The sequence below is a fragment of the Thauera chlorobenzoica genome, assembly GCF_001922305.1.
Taxonomy (GTDB): Bacteria; Pseudomonadota; Gammaproteobacteria; order Burkholderiales; family Rhodocyclaceae; genus Thauera; species Thauera chlorobenzoica.
The window spans coordinates 2330356-2347843 of record NZ_CP018839.1 but is presented as its reverse complement, the minus strand read 5'-3'; the positions used below and the strand labels follow the sequence as shown (position 1 = coordinate 2347843).

Genomic DNA, 17488 nt, shown 5'->3' with positions numbered 1-17488 from the left:
CCGGACGCGCGTCAGCAGTCCGGCCATCGTCCGCGCCGTCCACCGGGGGGCCGCCGCGGAACGCCCCCGGCAGGATTCAGCCCAACCCGCGCAGCTCGCGCAAGACCACCGACAGCATCGCCAGGTCGATGCTCGGCGCGGCATGGACCTCGGTCAGCAGGTGGCGGTAACGCTCCAGCTGGTGCGCGTACTTCTCCTGCCAGGCGGCTCGCACCTGGGCCACTTCCCCGGCGCCGGGGACAAGCTTCAGGGCATCGTTCACCAGCGCTCGCGCCACTGCGGACAGATCGCCGCGCAGGGCGCTGCGCGCGAGCGTCTGCCAGCGGGTTTCGGTGGGCAGCAGCGAGATCTGGCGCCCCAGCCAGTGCAGATCGAGATCGCCGCCGAGGGCGAAATAGACCCGTGCCACCATCGCCTCGTCCCGCCCGCTGTCGACCGCCGCCTCAACCAGGTCCAGCGCCGAATACAGCTCGTCGAGCACGGCGATGCGCTGCGCCAGGTCCCGGGGCACCCCCTGCTCGACCCGGCGCGCGACTGTTTCCTCGAGTTCGACCTTGTAGGCCGGCACCACGTAGTCCACCAGACCGTCGGCGAGCACCCCCACGCCCGGCGAGAAATGCGCCAGCGTGGCCTGCAGGTCGGCCAGCCACGGACGATGGCGCAGGAACCACAGCGTACCGCGCTGCACCAGGCGGTCGGCCTCGCGGATCAGTTCGACCTGGAGCGCGTCGTCGATGCAGTTGTCGAGCGCCTCGATCCCGTTCCACACCGGCACCAGGCCGAAGACCTCGCGGGTCGCCATGTAGGCGCGCACGACGTCGGACGGAGACGCTCCCGTCTCCGCCCTGAGGCGGCTGACGAAGGTCGGACCGACGCGATTGACCATGCTGTTGACGACATGGGTGGAAACGATCTCACGCCGCAACGGGTGGCGCTGGATATGACCGGCGAAGCGCTCGCGCAGCGGCACCGGGAAGTAGCGCTCGAGCGCGCTGCGGATGTAGGGATCTTCCGGCACATCGGACGCCAGCACCTCGTCGTAGAGCTCGATCTTGGAATAGGCCAGCAGCACGGCCAGCTCGGGGGTGAGCAGGCCGATGTGCGCCGCCTTGCGCTCGACCAGATCCTCGTCCATCGGCAGGAACTCGAGCTTGCGGTTGAGCCGCCCGGCATGGCTCAGGCGGCGCATGAACTCCGCCTGCTCGTCGAGCAGATCCACCCCGCGGGCGCGCGTCACCGACAGGATCTGGGTCTGGGCGTAGTTGTCACGCAGCACCAGCGCGGCGACCTCGTCGGTCATGTCGGCGAGCAGCTGGTTGCGCTGCTTCAGCGTCAGCTCGCCCTCGGCGATCACGCTGTCGAGCAGGATCTTGATGTTGACCTCGTGGTCCGAGCAATCGACTCCCGCCGAATTGTCGATGGCGTCGGTATTGACCCGCCCGCCCTTGAGTGCGAACTCGATGCGCCCGAGCTGGGTGGCGCCGAGGTTGCCGCCCTCGCCCAGCACCTTGCAGCGCAGCTCGGCGCCGTTGACCCGCACCGCATCGTTGGCGCGGTCGCCCACCGCGGCGTCGGCCTCGGCTGAAGCCTTGATGTAGGTGCCGATGCCGCCGTTGTAGAGCAGATCGACCGGGGCGGTGAGGATGGCGCGGATCAGTTCGGCTGGCGCCAGGCTGTCGGCGTCGATGTCGAGCACCGCGCGCAGCTGCGGCGAGAGGCGGATCGATTTCGCGCTGCGCGGCCACACCCCGCCGCCCTCTGAAATCAGCGTCTTGTCGTAGTCGTCCCAGCTCGAACGCGGCAGGGCGAACAGGCGGGCGCGTTCCTGCCAGCTCGTCCCGGGGTCGGGATCGGGGTCGATGAAGATGTGGCGATGGTCGAAGGCGGCCACCAGGCGGATCTGCGTGGACAGCAGCATGCCGTTGCCGAACACGTCGCCCGACATGTCGCCGATGCCGGCGACGGTAAACGGCGCTTCCTGGATGTTGCGCCCGATCTCGCGGAAATGGCGCTTCACCGCCTCCCATGCACCGCGCGCGGTGATCCCCATCTTCTTGTGGTCGTAACCGGCCGAGCCGCCCGAGGCGAAGGCGTCGCCGAGCCAGAAGCCGTACTCGGCGGCGACTTCGTTGGCATGGTCGGAGAAGGTCGCCGTGCCCTTGTCGGCCGCCACGACCAGGTAGGGGTCGTCCTCGTCGTGGCGCACCACCTCGGCAGGCGGAACGATCCTGCCCTGCACCAGGTTGTCGGTCAGATCGAGCAGGCCGCGCAGGAAGTTGCGGTAGCAGGCCATGCCTTCGGCGAGCAGCGCCTCGCGTCCCCCCTCCGCGGGCGGGCACTTGACGACGAAGCCGCCTTTCGAGCCGACCGGCACGATCACCGCGTTCTTGACGATCTGCGCCTTCACCAGGCCGAGGACCTCGGTGCGGAAATCTTCCATCCGGTCCGACCAGCGCAAGCCGCCGCGCGCGACCTTGCCGCCACGCAGGTGCACGCCTTCCAGGCGCGGCGAGTAGACGAAGATCTCGAACATCGGCAGCGGCTGGGGCAGGTTGGGAATCTTCGCCGGCGCGAACTTGAACGAGGTGTAGGCCTTGGGCGCACCGTCCTTGCCACGCTGGAACCAGTTGGTGCGCAGCGTCGCCAGGATCAGGGCGAGGAACTGGCGCAGGATGCGGTCCTCGTCGAGATTCGCCACCGCGTTGAGGCCCTGCTCGATGGCCGCGACGATGCCGTTGCAGGCGGCCTCGCGTCCCTGGTCGAGGGCGGGCTCGAAGCGCACCCGGAACAGCTCGAACAGCGCGCGCGCGAGCTGCGGATAGGCCGCCAGGGTCTGCTCCATGTAGGCCTGACTGAAGGTGAACGCGGCCTGGCGCAGGTATTTCGCGTACGCGCGCAGCACCGCGACCTCGCGCCAGGACAGGCCGGCGCGCAGCACCAGGCGATTGAAGTCGTCGTTCTCGACTTCGCCGTGCCAGGCGTGCAAAAAGGCGTCCTGGAACAGCGGCCGCACTTCGTGGATGTTGAGGCTCTCGGCTTCGGCATAGCTCAGGCCGAAATCGTGCAGCCACACCGTGCGCCCGTCCTGGCGCGAAACGGCGTACGGCCGCTCTTCGATCACTTTCACGCCCATTTTCTCGAGCATCGGCAGGCTCGAGGACAGCGGCACCGGCGCGTCGAGGTGATACAGGCGCAGGTTCAGCCCGCCCACGGGCGCCTCCAGCGGCACGTACAGATTCAGCCCGAGGGCCTCGCCGTCGGCGAGCGCTTCCATCTGCTCGATGTCGAACACCGCCATCCGCGCCGAATGGTCCTCGCGGTAACCCGCCGGAAAACCGCTGCCGTAGCGCCGGGCCAGCACCAGGCCGCGCTCTTCGCCGCACTGCTCGACCAGCGCCTGCAGCAGCTCGTCCTCCCAGCGCCGCGAGGCGCGGATCAAGCGCTGCTCGAGTTCGCGGGTATCGAAGGGCGGAATCACCGAATCGTGGGTGCGCACGGTGATCAGGATGCGCGCCAGCGCAGAGTCCGAGAACTGCACGTCGAACTCGGACGCAGCGCCGTTGAAGGCGTCCATCAGCACTGCCTGCATGCGCTTGCGCTGGTCGGTGTTGTAGTGCTCGCGGGGAACGTAGATCAGGCAGGAAACGAAGCGGGCGAAGGGATCGCAGCGCACGAACAGGCGCGTGCGCAGGCGCTCGCCCAGACGCAGGATGCCCATCGCGTGGGTGTAGAGCTCGTCGGGCGAAATCTGGAACAGCTCGTCGCGCGGGTAGCGCTCGAGCAGGGTCAGCAGTGCCTTCGCCGCATGGCCGCCGGGCAACAGCCCGGCACGCTCGAACACGGCATCGACCTTGCGCCGCAGCAGCGGGATCTGCTTCGGGCTGGCGCTGTAGGCGGTGGATGCCAGCAGGCCGATGATGCGGCGCTCACCGACCACCCGGCCGTCAGCGTCGAAACGCTTGACGCCGATGAAGTCGAGGTAGCCCGGCCGGTGCACGGTGGAGCGCGAATTCGATTTCGTCACCGTGAGCAGATGAGGCAGATGGGCCTGGGCGCGCAGCTGCGGCGGCAGCGCGGCAAACGAGCGCGACTGCCCGTCCTCGCCATCGCCACGCAGCAAACCCAGCCCGGAGCCACCGACGATGCGCAGCTCGTTGCCTTCGCCGGTATTGACCAGCTCGTAGTCGCGCCCCCCCAGGAGGACGAAGTTGTCGGCCGCGAGCCACTCGAGAAAGGCGCGCACCTCGGCCAGCTCACCCGCGTCGACCGGCGGCGTGCTGCCCCCCAGCCCGGCGATGATCTCGTTCATGCGCGCGCGCATCGCCGTCCAGTCGCCCACTGCCGCACGGACGTCGGCAAGCACGTGCTCGATCCCCTGCTGCAAGGCGGCGAGGTCGGCCGGATCGCTGCGACGATCGACCTCGAGATGCATGATCGATTCGAGACGCGCCCCGCCCGGCCCTTCGTCCCCCGCCGCGGCCTGCACTTCATCCTGCTCGGCGAGGCGCACGAAGCGCCCCTCGTCGTCGCGCACCACGCCCATCACCGGGTGGATGATCAGGTGCAGGGCCGAGCCCTGGCGGGCGATCTCCATTGCGATCGAATCGACCAGAAAGGGCATGTCGTCGCCGACGATCTCGATCACCGTGTGCGGACACTCCCAGCCGTGTTCGTCGAGCCGGGGGTTGAACGCCCGCACCCGGCTGCCCGAGCGGCGCCGGGCGATGAAGTGCCACTGGCTGAGCACGGCGCCGTAGAGGTCGGCAACCGGCAGCACCTCGAGGTCCTCCGGATCGACCTGGGCAAAGAAGCGCGCGGCAAAGGCGCTCACCGCAGCCGCCTGCGCCGCCGGCAGGCGTACCGCGATTTGTTCGACCACCGCATCGATCTGTGCCACCAGCCGACTTGCTTCCCGCGTATTCATCCGAATCTCCCCGCTTGCGTGTCAGGACATGGCGAGACGGCGGCGGGCTCGGACGAGCGCTGGATGCGAGCCGCGGCGCGCCTCGCCGCGAAACAAAGGGATCAGGCTAAGAGAACGTCCGGGTGTGCGATACCCACGTTTTCCCTAACGAAGCCGGTTCCGCTCAGCGGATGAAGTCGCGGTTGATCTGGCGGAACAATTCGGTGCCGCCGCGTTGCAGCCACTCGAATGCGACCATTTCGCGCGACACGATCTCGATCCCGTGGCCGCGCATGCGGGTGAAGGCCAGGTCCCGGGCAGCGGGATCGCGCGACCCCGAAGCCTCGGCGGCGACGAACACCTCCTTCCCCGCCCAGCGCAGCTCGAGCGCGGTCTGCAGCACGCAGACATGGGCTTCGGTGCCGCACACGATCACCTGCCGACGGGCCTCGACGGCGGTATCAGCGAGGCCGCCTTCGGCCTGCGCCGAGAAACACCGCTTGCCTACGTAGCGGGCGCTGGCAGTGACCGCGCGCACCTCGTCCACCGTCGCACCGAGTTTCTCCGGGAAATGCTCGGTGACCACCACCGGCACCCCGGCGCGTTCAGCCACCTGCGCCAGCCAGATGCAGTTGGCGAGCACCTGCCGGTGGTCGTGGATGTGCGGAGCGAGCCGCGTCTGCACGTCGATGATCAGCAGCACCGACTTGTCCCGATTCATCAGCATCATCGAAGCTCCCTGGATCGTGGATCCGGGCCGGCCACCGGCTGCCCGTGCCGCCCGGAGTCAGGCGGCGGAATCATCGAACAAGGCGCGCACCGCCTGCGGGATCGGCACCGATTTTCCGCTGCGCATGTCCATCCACACCGTCTTGGCCGCGCCTTCGGCATACAACCGGTCCTCGCCTTCGACGAACAGTTCGTACCAGGTCATCAGGCTCGAGCGCCCGGGCGAGCCCGCGTACATCCTGACGACCACCGTGGCAGGATAATTCACCGGCGCCAGAAAGGTACAGCTGGCATTGATGATCACCGGTCCGATCTCCTCGAAGGGGCTGACCCGCGAGCCCATCCGCTCGGCCCACTCGATCCGGGCCTGTTCGAAGTAACGGAAATACACCGTGTTGTTGACGTGGTTGTAGGCGTCCATGTCGCCCCAGCGCACCGCGATCCGGCTGGTGTGGATCAGCCTGGCCTTGTCCTTCATCACCCTCGCTCCTGTCATTCCGGTCACGAGCTAATGTAGCATACGCCCCCGTATGTCATGAGCCGCTGGATCCGCGGGAGAGTCCCGATCCGGCGCGAAACGGCACAAAGGTTTAAACTCGCGCGGGTTTGACAACTTGCGCAGTCGCAGGGCGGGCACGCCCCTCACACGAATCCAGGAGAACACGATGGAACGCGAATCGATGGAATTCGACGTGCTGATCGTCGGCGGCGGCCCCGCAGGGCTGGCAGCGGCGATCCGCCTCAAACAGCTGGCCGAGAAGAAAGGCCAGGAAATCTCGGTATGCCTGATCGAGAAGGCAGCCGAAATCGGCGCCCACATCCTGTCGGGTGCAGTGATGGACCCGAAGGCGCTGACCGAACTGTTCCCCGACTGGAAAGAACGCGGCGCCCCGCTCAACACCGCGGTCACCGAGGACAAGGTGCTGTTCCTCACCGAGAGCGGCGCCCGCCGGGCCCCCAACGGCCTGCTGCCGGACTGTTTCATCAACCACGGCAACTACATCGTGCGCCTGGGCAACGTGGTGAAGTGGCTCGGCGAACAGGCCGAAGCCCTCGGTGTCGAGGTCTACCCGGGCTTTGCCGGCGCCGAACTGCTGTACGACGCCCACGGCGCGGTCAGCGGCGTGGCCACCGGCGACATGGGCCTCAACCGCGACGGCAGCCCCGGCCCGCATCACCAGCCGGGCATGGAGCTCCATGCCAAATACACGCTGTTCGCCGAAGGCTGTCGCGGCCACCTGGGCAAGCAGCTCGAAGCGAAGTTCAACCTGCGCGACGGCGCCGATCCCCAGACCTACGGCATCGGCATCAAGGAACTGTGGGAGGTGAAGCCCGAGAACCACCGCCCCGGCCTGGTCGTGCACACCGCCGGCTGGCCGATGGACAACGCCACCTACGGCGGCGGCTTCGTCTATCACCTCGAAGACAACTTGGTCGCCATCGGCTACGTCGTCGGCCTCAATTACACCAACCCGCACCTGTCGCCGTTCGAGGAGATGCAGCGCTACAAGACTCACCCCGAGATCCGCAAATACCTCGAAGGCGGCAAGCGCCTGGCCTACGGCGCGCGCGCGATCACCGCCGGCGGCCTGCAGAGCCTGCCGCGGCTGATCTTCCCGGGCGGCGCACTGGTCGGCGACGACGCCGGCTTCCTCAACGCGGCGCGGATCAAGGGTAGCCACGCCGCGATCAAGTCGGGCATGCTCGCCGCCGAGGCCGCGTTCGAGGCGCTCGCCGCCGAGCGCCAGCACGACGCGCTGACCGCCTACCCTTCGGCCTTCCGCGACTCCTGGCTGTACGCCGAGCTGCACAAATCGCGCAACTTCAAGCCCTACATGAAGAAAGGCCTGTGGGTCGGCTCGCTGCTGTTCGGCATCGACCAGAAGCTGCTGATGGGCAAGGCGCCGTGGACGCTGCACAACAGCGCCGATCACGACAAGCTCAAGCCCGCTGCCGAGTGCCCGAAAATCGACTATCCGAAGCCCGACGGCGTGCTCACCTTCGACCGCCTGTCCTCGGTGTTCCTGTCCAACACCAACCACGAGGAAGAGCAGCCCTGCCACCTGCAGCTGAAGGACGCCTCGGTGCCGATCGCGATCAACCTCGCCCGATACGACGCCCCCGAACAGCGCTACTGTCCGGCCGGCGTGTACGAGATCGTCCGCGACGGCGAAGGCGGCGCCCCGCGCCTGCAGATCAACGCCCAGAACTGTGTGCACTGCAAGACCTGCGACATCAAGGATCCGACCCAGAACATCAACTGGGTCGTGCCCCAGGGCGGCGAAGGGCCGATCTACCAGGGCATGTAAGCCGGCAGCGCACGGCGCGGAAAGCTCACACGCACGCTTCCCGTGCCGCCCGCATCACCCGCTCGATGAAATCGGTCTTCGCCCTGGCGTAGGCGAGGCGGTCGTCCGGGTGTTCGCGCGCGATGCGCTGCTTGAGCTCGCCATACGCCCGCGCCACCTCCGGATGGGCTCTCAGGTAGTCGCGCAGCAGCAGGCGCTCCCACTCCGGCGCATCCGCCACCAGGCAGTGGATGTGATGCGTGCGCCGGCCACGCGCATCGCGCCGGATGAACCAGGCATAGGCGATGCCCGGCAGGCCGGGCTCGCGCGCACGCCAGAAATACTCGTAGCCTTCGCCCTGCAGGGCCGGTGCGATATGCACGGCGACGTCTTCCAGCGAACGCACTTCCATCAGCATGTCCACGATCGGCTTCGCCGCCAGGCCGGGCACCGCGGTGCTGCCGAAATGTTCGATGCGCCCGATCAGGCCGGGCGCCAGCAAGGCCCGCAAGCGCGCGGCCTCGGCGGCAAACGCGGCCGGCCACCCCGGGTCGTAGGGCTGGATCTCGATGCGCTCGTGCAGTGCACGGGCAACGTGTTCGGGCGGCTCGCTCATCGGCGGAAACGGGAAATGAACCTACCCCAGTATAGCCACGCACGCTGGTGACCGGGCGCCATCCGCTTGTGCTGCCGTCACCGCAGCCGAAGCTGGTTATTCATTCAGTAACGGGCTCTGCTATCCTTGCCCCCTTCGCATCGAACCGGACAGGCCCGCACAGCATGGCAGGCAAGCAAGACACTTTGCAGCAGTACGACGAATCCTCCTTCCGCGTCCTGAAGGGGCTGGAGCCGGTGCGCGAGCGCCCTGGCATGTACACCCGCACCGACAGCCCGGCGCACATCATCCAGGAAGTCATCGACAACGCCGCCGACGAGGCGCTCGCCGGCTTCGCCAGGAAGATCCACGTCACCCTGCACCTGGACGGCTCGGTCACCGTCGCCGACGACGGCCGCGGCATCCCGGTCGGCCTGCACCCCGAGGAAGGCGTGCCGGTGGTGGTGCTGGCCTACACCCGGCTCCATGCCGGGGGCAAGTTCGACAAGCGCGCGGGCAACTCCGCCTACGCCTTCTCCGGCGGCCTGCACGGCGTCGGCGTGTCGGTCACCAACGCGCTGTCCACCCGCATCGAAGTCGAAGTGAAGCGCGATGGCAGGATCCACCGCATCGACTTCGCCGACGGCGGCGAGACCATCGGCCCGCTGCGCAGCGAAGGCGACTGCGGCCGCCAGACCGGCACCCGGGTGCGCGTGTGGCCCGAGGCGAAATACTTCGAGTCGCCGCGCGTGCCGATGAACGAGCTCGAGCGCCTCTTGCGCAGCAAGGCGGTGCTGCTGTCGGGCGTCGCCGTGCGCCTCGACATCGAGCAGGCGAACGGCCCCGCGCTGTCCAAGACCTGGTCCTACCCCGAGGGGCTCGCCGGCTACCTGAAGGAAGTCGCCGGCGACCTCGAGCCGGTCGCACCCATCTTCACCGCCGAGAAATACGCCGGCCGCGACGACCCCAGCTTCGCCCCCGGCGAAGGCGCGGCCTGGGCGCTGGCCTGGTTCGAGTCCGCGGTGCCGAGCGAGTCCTACGTCAACCTGATTCCCACCGTCAACGGCGGCACCCACGAATCGGGGCTACGCGCCGGCGTGTTCGAGGCGATGAAGTCCTTCATCGACCACCACACCCTGCTGCCGCGCGGGGTCAAGCTGCAGCAGGAAGACGTCTGCGGGCGGATGAGCTTCGTCCTCTCGGCGCGCCTGCTCGACCCGCAGTTCCAGGGCCAGGTGAAGGAAAAGCTCAACTCGCGCGAGGCCGTGAAGCTCGTCTCCAGCCAGCTGCGCGACCCCTTCGAGATCTGGCTCAACAACCACGTCGACGCCGGCCGTGCGATCGCCGAACTCTCCATCAAGCAGGCGCTGGCGCGACAGAAGAGCGCGCAGAAGGTCGAGAAGAAGAAGACCTCCGGCGTCGCCGTGCTGCCGGGCAAGCTGTCGGACTGCGAATCCGAGGACCTCGCCGACAACGAGCTCTTCCTCGTCGAAGGCGACTCCGCCGGCGGCTCGGCGAAGATGGCGCGCGACAAGGAGACCCAGGCCATCCTGCCGCTGCGCGGCAAGGTCCAGAATGCCTGGGAGATCGACCCCGACCGCCTGTTCGCCAACGCCGAGATCCACGACATCGCCGTCGCCCTGGGCGTCGATGCGCACCGCGCCGACAGCGAACCCGACCTCTCCGGCCTGCGCTACGGCAAGGTCGTCATCATGTCGGATGCCGACGTCGACGGCGCCCACATCCAGACCCTGCTGCTGACGCTGTTCTTCCGCCACTTCCCGAAGCTGATCGAACGCGGCCACGTGTACGTCGCGCAGCCGCCGCTGTATCGCATCGACGTCCCGGCGCAGGGCAAGAAGCGCCCGCCGCGCCGCCTCTACGCCCTCGACGACGGCGAGCTGACCGCGATCCGCGACCGCCTCGAGAAGGAAGGCTTCCGCCCCGAGGCGATCGAGGTCGGCCGCTTCAAGGGCCTCGGCGAGATGAACCCCGACCAGCTGCGCGAAACCACCATGGACCCCGCCACCCGCCGCGTGCTGCCGGTCAAGGTGCGGCGCGGCGCGGCGGACGACACGCTGAAGATGTTCACCCTGCTGATGGGCAAGGGCGAGGCCTCCGGCCGCCGCGCCTGGATGGAAGAAAAGGGCGACAGCGTCGAGGCCGACGTCTGAGATTTCCCACCGGATTCAATTACGCAGTGCAATGACGACCGAAACCCCAGACCTGTTCGACATGCCCGAACCCGCCGCGGGCTTGCCCAAGCCCGCTCAGGCCGCCCCCTCCATTGCGGGCACGGCGACAACTGCCAGCCCGACCACCCCGACGCAGGCAGGCGAGGACCTGCCCCCGCCCCCAGCCCCACCCGCAGAGCCCGAGCCGGAGCCCGAGGATGACGCCACGCTGGCGCTCGACCGCTACGCCGAGCGCGCCTACCTCGCCTATGCGATGAGCGTGGTCAAGTCGCGCGCCCTGCCCCAGGTGGAAGACGGCATGAAGCCGGTGCAGCGTCGCATCCTGTACGCGATGAACCAGATGCGGCTGTCGTCCACCTCCAAGCACGTGAAGTCCGCGCGCGTGGTCGGCGACGTCATCGGCAAGTACCACCCGCACGGCGACACCAGCGTCTATGACGCCATGGTGCGGGTCGCGCAGGACTTCTCGCTGCGCTACCCGCTGGTCGACGGCCAGGGCAACTTCGGTTCGCGCGACGGCGACTCGGCCGCGGCGATGCGCTACACCGAGTGCCGCCTGACCCCGATCGCCGAGCTGCTGCTGGCCGAGATCGACCGCGGCACGGTGGACTTCATCCCCAACTACGACGGCGCCTTCGAGGAACCGCAGCTGCTGCCCGCGCGCCTGCCCTTCGTGCTGCTCAACGGCGCCTCGGGCATCGCGGTGGGCATGGCGACCGAGATTCCACCGCACAACCTGCGCGAGGTGGCCGAAGCCACCTGCTACCTGATCCGCCACCCCGAGTCCACCCTCGAGGACGTGCTCGGCATCATCCCCGGGCCGGACTTCCCCGGCGGCGGCCAGCTCATCTCCGCCCCCGAGGCGATCCGCGACGCCTACGCCGGCGGGCGCGGCAGCCTGCGCCTGCGCGCGCGCTGGAAGATCGAGGAGCTCGCCCGCGGCCAGTGGCGCGCGATCGTGGAAGAACTGCCGCACGGCGTCTCCGCCGCCGGCGTGCTGTCCGAGATCGAGACCCTGACCAACCCGCAACCGCGCGCAGGCAAGAAGGAAATCAGCCAGGAACAGAAGAACCTCAAGCAGCTCGTGCTCGGCGTGCTCGACACGGTGCGCGACGAATCCAGCGACAAGGCGCCGGTACGAATCGTGCTTGAGCCCAAGTCGAGCCGCCAGAACCGCGACGAGTTCATGGCGGTGCTGCTCGCCCACACCAGCCTGGAGACCTCGGCCTCGGTCAACATGACCATGATCGGGCGCGACGGCCGGCCGCAGCAGAAGAACCTGGTGCAGATCCTGCGCGAGTGGATCGATTTCCGCTACGTGACGGTCGAGCGCCGCACCCGCCACCGCCTCGACGAGGTCGATCGCCGCATCCACATCCTCGAAGGCCGCATGATCGCCTTCCTCCACATCGAGGACGTGATCCGCGTCATCCGCGAGTCGGACGAACCCAAGCCGGCGCTGATCGCGGCTTTCGGGCTCTCCGACATCCAGGCCGAGGACATCCTCGAGATCCGCTTGCGCCAGCTCGCCCGCCTCGAAGGCTTCAGGATCGAGAAGGAACTCGCTGATTTGCGCGACGAGCGCACCGGCCTGCAGCACCTGCTCGACAGCCGCGCGGCGATGACGAAGCTGATCCTGAAGGAGATCAACGACGACGCGAAAAAGTACGGTGACGACCGCCGCACCCTGGTCGAAGCGGTGGCTGCGGTGGCGCCGGCCGAGATCAGCGTGGCGGACGAGCCGCTCACCGTGATCGTGTCGAAGAACGGCTGGGTGCGCGCCCGCCAGGGCCATGGCATCGATGCCGCGGCGATCGGCTACAAGGCGGGCGACTTCGCTTTCGCCGTGATCGAGACACGCACCACCTGGCCGCTGATCGTCGTCGACAGCAACGGCCGCGCGTACACGGTGAAAGTGGCCGACCTGCCCGGCGGACGCGGTGACGGCACCCCGATCACGACGCTGGTCGAGTTCCAGGACGGGGCCAAGCTCGCGCAGGTGGTCAGCGACGAGCCGGCGGCGATGTACCTGTTCTCCAATAGCGGCGGCTACGGCTTCCTGTGCAGCATCGCCGACGCCAGCAGCCGCCAGCGCGCGGGCAAGGCTTTCATGAGCCTGGAAAAGGGCGAAAAGGCGCTGGCCCCGGCCAAAGCCTTCGGCAACTGGATCGCCGCCGCCTCGGAAAACGGTCGCCTGCTGGTCTTCCCGCGACCGGAGATGAAGACGCAGAGCGGCGGGCGCGGGGTCATCGTGATGGCGCTCGACGAAGGCGAGGCGCTCGCCGCGGTGGCGGTGCCGGCCGATGACGCGGTGCTGAGCGTGGAAGGCACCGGGCGCGGCGGCAAGGCGGTGACCATCGAACTGAAACCGGCGCAGCGCGAGCCGCTACGCCACCGCCGGGCACGCAAGGGTGCGCCGCTGACGCCGAGAGTGAAGCCGGAACGGATGCGATGAGGCCGGGAAGCGGGGCGATGGGCGGCAGCGCCACCCGAGCCTCCCCCGGCCCCCGTGCCCTGCTGCCTCAGCGCGCCGGCGGCAGGCGCTCGAAACCGCGCAGGAGCGCCCCCGGACCGATGCCGCGCTCGGCGAACCAGCCGAGGTTCATTTCCAGCGCGAAGCGTGCCGGTGCCGCCGCGCAATGGCTGTCCTCGGTCTGCGGCTGCATGTCGGCGATGTTGATCAGCCTGCCGTCGCCATCGATGAAGGCGACCGACAGCGGCAAGTAGGTGTTTTTCATCCACATGCAGTGGATCGCGTCCTCCGGGAACACGAACACCATACCGTGATTCGGGGGCATCGAGCGGCGCTGCATCAGGCCGCGCTGGCGAGCCTGGAAAGTGTCCGCGACCTCCGCCGCGATGCGGTACATCCCCGCCCCGAGCTCGGCCACAGGCAGGGCGGTCTGCGCCAGGGCGCCGCCGGATCCGGAGCACAACAGTAGCGCCACGATCCACGCACGAATCCAGCCCGACATCGCCTCTCTCCTGATCGCAAAGGACCGCAGCGTAGCGCAGTTCGCCGCCGGACGCAGCGGGCGAGGCGTGTTCCCGCCCCACCCGGCTCCGGCCGGCGGGCTCCGCCGCTTCAGGTCGCGAGCATTTCCTGATGCTTGCCGCCTAGCCCGAGATAGGCCTCGATGACTCGCGGATCGTCGGCGAGCTCCGATGCCGGCCCTTCCATCGCGATCTCTCCGGTTTCGAGCACGTAGGCGTAGTCGGCGACCTGCAGCGCCGCACGCGCGTTCTGCTCGACGAGCAGGATCGACACCCCACGGCTGCGCAGCTGGGTGATGATGCGGAAGATCTCGCGCACGATCAGCGGTGCCAGCCCCAGGCTGGGCTCGTCGAGCATCAGCAGCTTGGGTTTGGCCATCAGCGCCCGGCCCACGGCGAGCATCTGGCGCTCGCCGCCCGACAAGGTCCCGGCAAGCTGGCTGCGCCGCTCCTTGAGCCGGGGAAACAGTGCGTAGACCTCTTCCATGGTCTGCGCCTGGTCGCGGAACCCCATCCGGTAACGCTGGAAGGCGCCGAGCACGAGGTTGTCCTCGACACTCATCTCGCCGAACAGCTCGCGCTTTTCCGGCACCAGGTTCATGCCGTGCGCGACCATTTCCTCGACTTCCGGCGAAGTCAGGGCCAGCCCGTCGAACTCGATCCGGCCACGCGAAGGCAACAGCCCCATGATCGCCGACAGCATGGTCGTCTTTCCTGCGCCATTGGGGCCGATGACGGTGACGATCTGTCCCTCGCCGACCGTCAGCCTGGCATTGGTCAGGGCTTCGACCAGGCCGTAGGAAACGCACAGGTCGCTCACCTGGAGCACCGGGTTGCCGGTCAGATTCTGCGTAGCCATCATTCCCCTCCCCCGAGGTAAGCCTCGAGCACCGCCGGGTCGCGCTGTACGTCCTCGGGCAGGCCTTCGGCGATCTTTTCACCGAACTCCATGACCACGACCCGATCGACCAGGCCCATCACGAAATCCATGTCGTGCTCCACCAGCAGAACCCCCATGCCCTCGGCCTTGAGCTTCTTCAGCAGATCGCCGAGGGCCTGCTTTTCCTTGTAGCGCAAGCCGGCCGCCGGCTCGTCGAGCAGCAGCAGGCAGGGATCGGAAGCCAGCGCACGGGCGATTTCGAGGATGCGCTGCTGGCCCAGGGCGAGGCTGCCGGCCTCGTCGTGCATATGCTCGGCCAGGCCGACACGCTCGATCTGGCGCGCGGCCTCGGCCAGCAGGCGCTTCTCCTCACCGCGGTCGAGGCGCCAGGCCGCCGCCAGCACGCCCTTGCTGCCGCGCAGATGGGCGCCGATGGCGACGTTCTCGAGCACGCTCATCGTCGGCAGGATGCGCACATGCTGGAAGGTGCGGCTCATGCCCATCCGCGCGATCGTGCGCGAGCCCTTGCCCACCACCGATTCACCGAGAAAACGCACTTCGCCCGAGGTCGGCGTATCGACGCCCGAGACCTGGTTGAACATCGTGCTCTTGCCCGCGCCGTTGGGCCCGATCAGCGCCAGGATCTCGCCGGCGTGCACATCCAGGCTCATGTTGTTGTTCGCCAGCAGGCCGCCGAAACGGCGGGTGACCCCCTTGGCTTCGAGCAGCAAGGTGCCAACCACGGGCAGCTCGCGCCGCGGCAGCATCGCCGCATTGCGATCGATCGTGCGGCGCACCGCGGCGACCGGCACCACGCGCTTGAGCCCTGCGACCAGGATCGGCCACAGGCCGCCGCGTGCCTTGTGCAGCACCAGGACCATCAGCGCGCCGAAGAAGATCACTTCGAAGTTGCCGCTCTGCCCGAACAACTTGGGCAGCAGATCCTGCAGCCACTGCTTGAGCACCGTGATCACCCCGGCACCGACGAGCGCGCCCCAGACGTGCGCCGCGCCGCCGACGACGGCCATGAACAGGTACTCGATGCCGATGTGCAGGCCGAACGGTGTCGGGTTCACGAAACGCTGCATGTGGGCGTACAGCCAGCCCGAGGCACAGGCGAGCAAGGCGGCGATGACGAAGATCACGGTGCGCGAACGCGTGGTATCGACCCCCATCGCCTCGGCCATCACCATGCCCCCCTTGAGCGCACGGATCGCACGCCCTTCGCGCGAATCGAGCAGATTGCTGGCGGTAAATACGCCGGCAAGGACGAAGAACCAGATCAGGTAATAGATCTCGTGCCCCTGGCGCAGCTCGTAGCCGAACACGGCGATCGGCTCGATGCCGGTCAGCCCGGTGTGGCCGCCCAGGATCTCCATGGTGCCGAACAGGAAATACAGGCTCAGACCCCAGGCGATCGTGGCCAGCGGCAGGTAGTGGCCGGACAGGCGCAAGGTGAGCTTGCCGATGAAATAGGCCACCACGGCAGTGAGCACCAGTCCCACCACCAGCGACAGCCATGGCGATGCCGAGGCCCAGCCCAGCCAGGCGGGGAGATCGGCCGCGGTCGAAATCGCCGCCGTGGTATACGCACCGAGGCCGACAAAGGCCGCCTGGCCAAAGCTGGTCAGGCCGCCGACCCCGGTCAGCAGCACCAGGCCGAGCGCCACCATCGCATACAGGCCGATGTAGTTGAGCAAGGTTACGTAGAAGGCCGACAAGGTCAGCGGTGCAAATAGCAGCAACGCCACGAACACGCCCTGCACGACGCGGGGGGAGAGCGCGAATTTCATTCCTCTTCCTCCATGTGGTGGCTGGTCAGCGAACGCCACAGCAGCACCGGGATGATCAGGGTGAACACCAGTACTTCCTTGTAGGCGCTGGCCCAGAACGAGCTGAACGATTCGAGCAGGCCGACCAGCAGCGCACCGAAGGCTGCGATCGGGTAGCTCCCCAGCCCACCGATGATCGCGGCGACGAAGCCCTTCAGCCCGATCAGGAATCCGCTGTCATAGTAGATGGTGGTGATCGGCGAAATCATGACGCCGGACAACACCCCGATCAGCGTCGCCAGCAGGAAGGTCAGCTTCCCTGCCAGGGCCGGCGGGATCCCCATCAGGCGCGCGCCGTTGCGGTTGATCGCCGTGGCGCGCAAGGCCTTGCCGTACAGCGTGCGGCCGAAAAACAGCGCCAGGGCGATGATCAGCACCAACGAGGCGGCGACCACCCAGATCGTCTGCCCGGTCACGGTCAACGGCCCGAGCTCGAAGCGCGCATCGGAGAACGGCGGCGTGCGATAACCTTCCGCGCCGAAGAACAGCAGGCCAAGCCCGACCATTGCCACGTGCGCCGCGACCGACACGATCAGCAGCACCAGCACCGGCGCTTCGGCGATCGGCTGATAGACGATGCGATACATCATCGGCCCCAGCGGAACCACCACCAGCAGCGTGACCAGCACCTGCAGGGCGAGCCCGAGCTCGCTCAGCGGCAGGGACTCGAGCACCGCCAGCATCACCAGCGGATAGCCGATATTGAGCGCGGCGATCGACCCCAGGCGCCGGCCCTGGCCGGACTGCAACGCCACCCGCCCGTCGAGCAGCGCGACGGCGATGCCGGCACCGAGCAGCAGCCAGGCGGTCGCCGGAAAGAAACCATTGTCGATCATCGCCAGGGTCAGCGCACCATAGGCGACGAACTCCCCCTGGGGAATGAAGATCACTCGGGTAACCGCGAACACCAGTACCAGCGCGAGCGCGAGCAGCGCGTAGATGGCGCCGTTGGTGATGCCATCCTGCCCGAGGATCAATGCAATCTGAAAATCCATGACCGCAAGCCCCCCTGCGCCTCCGTCATGGAACGGAAGCGGGATCCTTTGGATTGATTGATTGAAAAGACCGCCGG

Annotated in this window: 11 protein-coding genes; 3 read left to right on the top strand and 8 right to left on the bottom strand. The window is 67.8% G+C overall.

Annotation, left to right across the window (positions count from 1 at the left end):
• Nucleotides 1-76: 76 nt before the first annotated feature.
• From Tchl_RS10865 to Tchl_RS10855, 3 genes are all read right to left on the bottom strand, one after another.
• Nucleotides 77-4924 (bottom strand): NAD-glutamate dehydrogenase, encoded by a 4848-nt coding sequence (locus Tchl_RS10865; protein ID WP_075148427.1) that lies wholly within the window; start codon nucleotides 4922-4924, stop codon nucleotides 77-79.
• 163 nt (nucleotides 4925-5087) lie between these two features.
• Nucleotides 5088-5630 (bottom strand): hydrolase, encoded by a 543-nt coding sequence (locus tag Tchl_RS10860; protein WP_075149692.1) that lies wholly within the window; start codon nucleotides 5628-5630, stop codon nucleotides 5088-5090.
• A gap of 60 nt (nucleotides 5631-5690) precedes the next feature.
• The gene (locus tag Tchl_RS10855; protein ID WP_075148426.1) at nucleotides 5691-6110 is read right to left on the bottom strand and encodes an acyl-CoA thioesterase; all 420 of its coding nucleotides are present in this window, start codon (nucleotides 6108-6110) and stop codon (nucleotides 5691-5693) included.
• Nucleotides 6111-6297: 187 nt separating this feature from the next.
• On the opposite strand from Tchl_RS10855, the gene Tchl_RS10850 reads away from it, so the two are divergent.
• Complete coding sequence (locus Tchl_RS10850; protein WP_075148425.1) at nucleotides 6298-7941, top strand: electron transfer flavoprotein-ubiquinone oxidoreductase; 1644 nt, start codon at nucleotides 6298-6300, stop codon at nucleotides 7939-7941.
• A 25-nt stretch (nucleotides 7942-7966) separates the two neighbouring features.
• Here Tchl_RS10850 and Tchl_RS10845 read toward each other — a convergent pair whose 3' ends face one another.
• Nucleotides 7967-8536, bottom strand: coding sequence for a GrpB family protein (locus tag Tchl_RS10845; protein ID WP_075148424.1), 570 nt, complete (start codon nucleotides 8534-8536; stop codon nucleotides 7967-7969).
• A 164-nt stretch (nucleotides 8537-8700) separates the two neighbouring features.
• On the opposite strand from Tchl_RS10845, the gene Tchl_RS10840 reads away from it, so the two are divergent.
• Both Tchl_RS10840 and parC read left to right on the top strand, forming a co-directional pair.
• Nucleotides 8701-10689: a DNA topoisomerase IV subunit B gene (locus Tchl_RS10840; protein ID WP_075148423.1), complete on the top strand. Its 1989-nt coding sequence runs from the start codon at nucleotides 8701-8703 to the stop codon at nucleotides 10687-10689.
• A 31-nt stretch (nucleotides 10690-10720) separates the two neighbouring features.
• Nucleotides 10721-13165, top strand: coding sequence for a DNA topoisomerase IV subunit A (gene parC / locus Tchl_RS10835; RefSeq protein WP_075148422.1), 2445 nt, complete (start codon nucleotides 10721-10723; stop codon nucleotides 13163-13165).
• 67 nt (nucleotides 13166-13232) lie between these two features.
• On the opposite strand, the gene Tchl_RS10830 is transcribed toward parC, so the two are convergent.
• From Tchl_RS10830 to Tchl_RS10815, 4 genes are all read right to left on the bottom strand, one after another.
• On the bottom strand, nucleotides 13233-13685 hold the full coding sequence (locus Tchl_RS10830; RefSeq protein ID WP_075148421.1) for a DUF192 domain-containing protein: 453 nt from the start codon (nucleotides 13683-13685) through the stop codon (nucleotides 13233-13235).
• 110 nt (nucleotides 13686-13795) lie between these two features.
• Complete coding sequence (locus Tchl_RS10825; protein ID WP_075148420.1) at nucleotides 13796-14563, bottom strand: ABC transporter ATP-binding protein; 768 nt, start codon at nucleotides 14561-14563, stop codon at nucleotides 13796-13798.
• On the bottom strand, nucleotides 14563-16377 hold the full coding sequence (locus tag Tchl_RS10820) for a branched-chain amino acid ABC transporter ATP-binding protein/permease (protein ID WP_075148419.1): 1815 nt from the start codon (nucleotides 16375-16377) through the stop codon (nucleotides 14563-14565). The genes Tchl_RS10825 and Tchl_RS10820 overlap by 1 nt, the downstream gene beginning before the upstream one ends.
• Nucleotides 16374-17411, bottom strand: a complete 1038-nt coding sequence (locus Tchl_RS10815; RefSeq protein WP_075148418.1) for a branched-chain amino acid ABC transporter permease — start codon at nucleotides 17409-17411, stop codon at nucleotides 16374-16376. Before Tchl_RS10815 ends, Tchl_RS10820 begins: the two co-directional genes overlap by 4 nt.
• Between the last annotated feature and the right edge of the window lie 77 nt (nucleotides 17412-17488).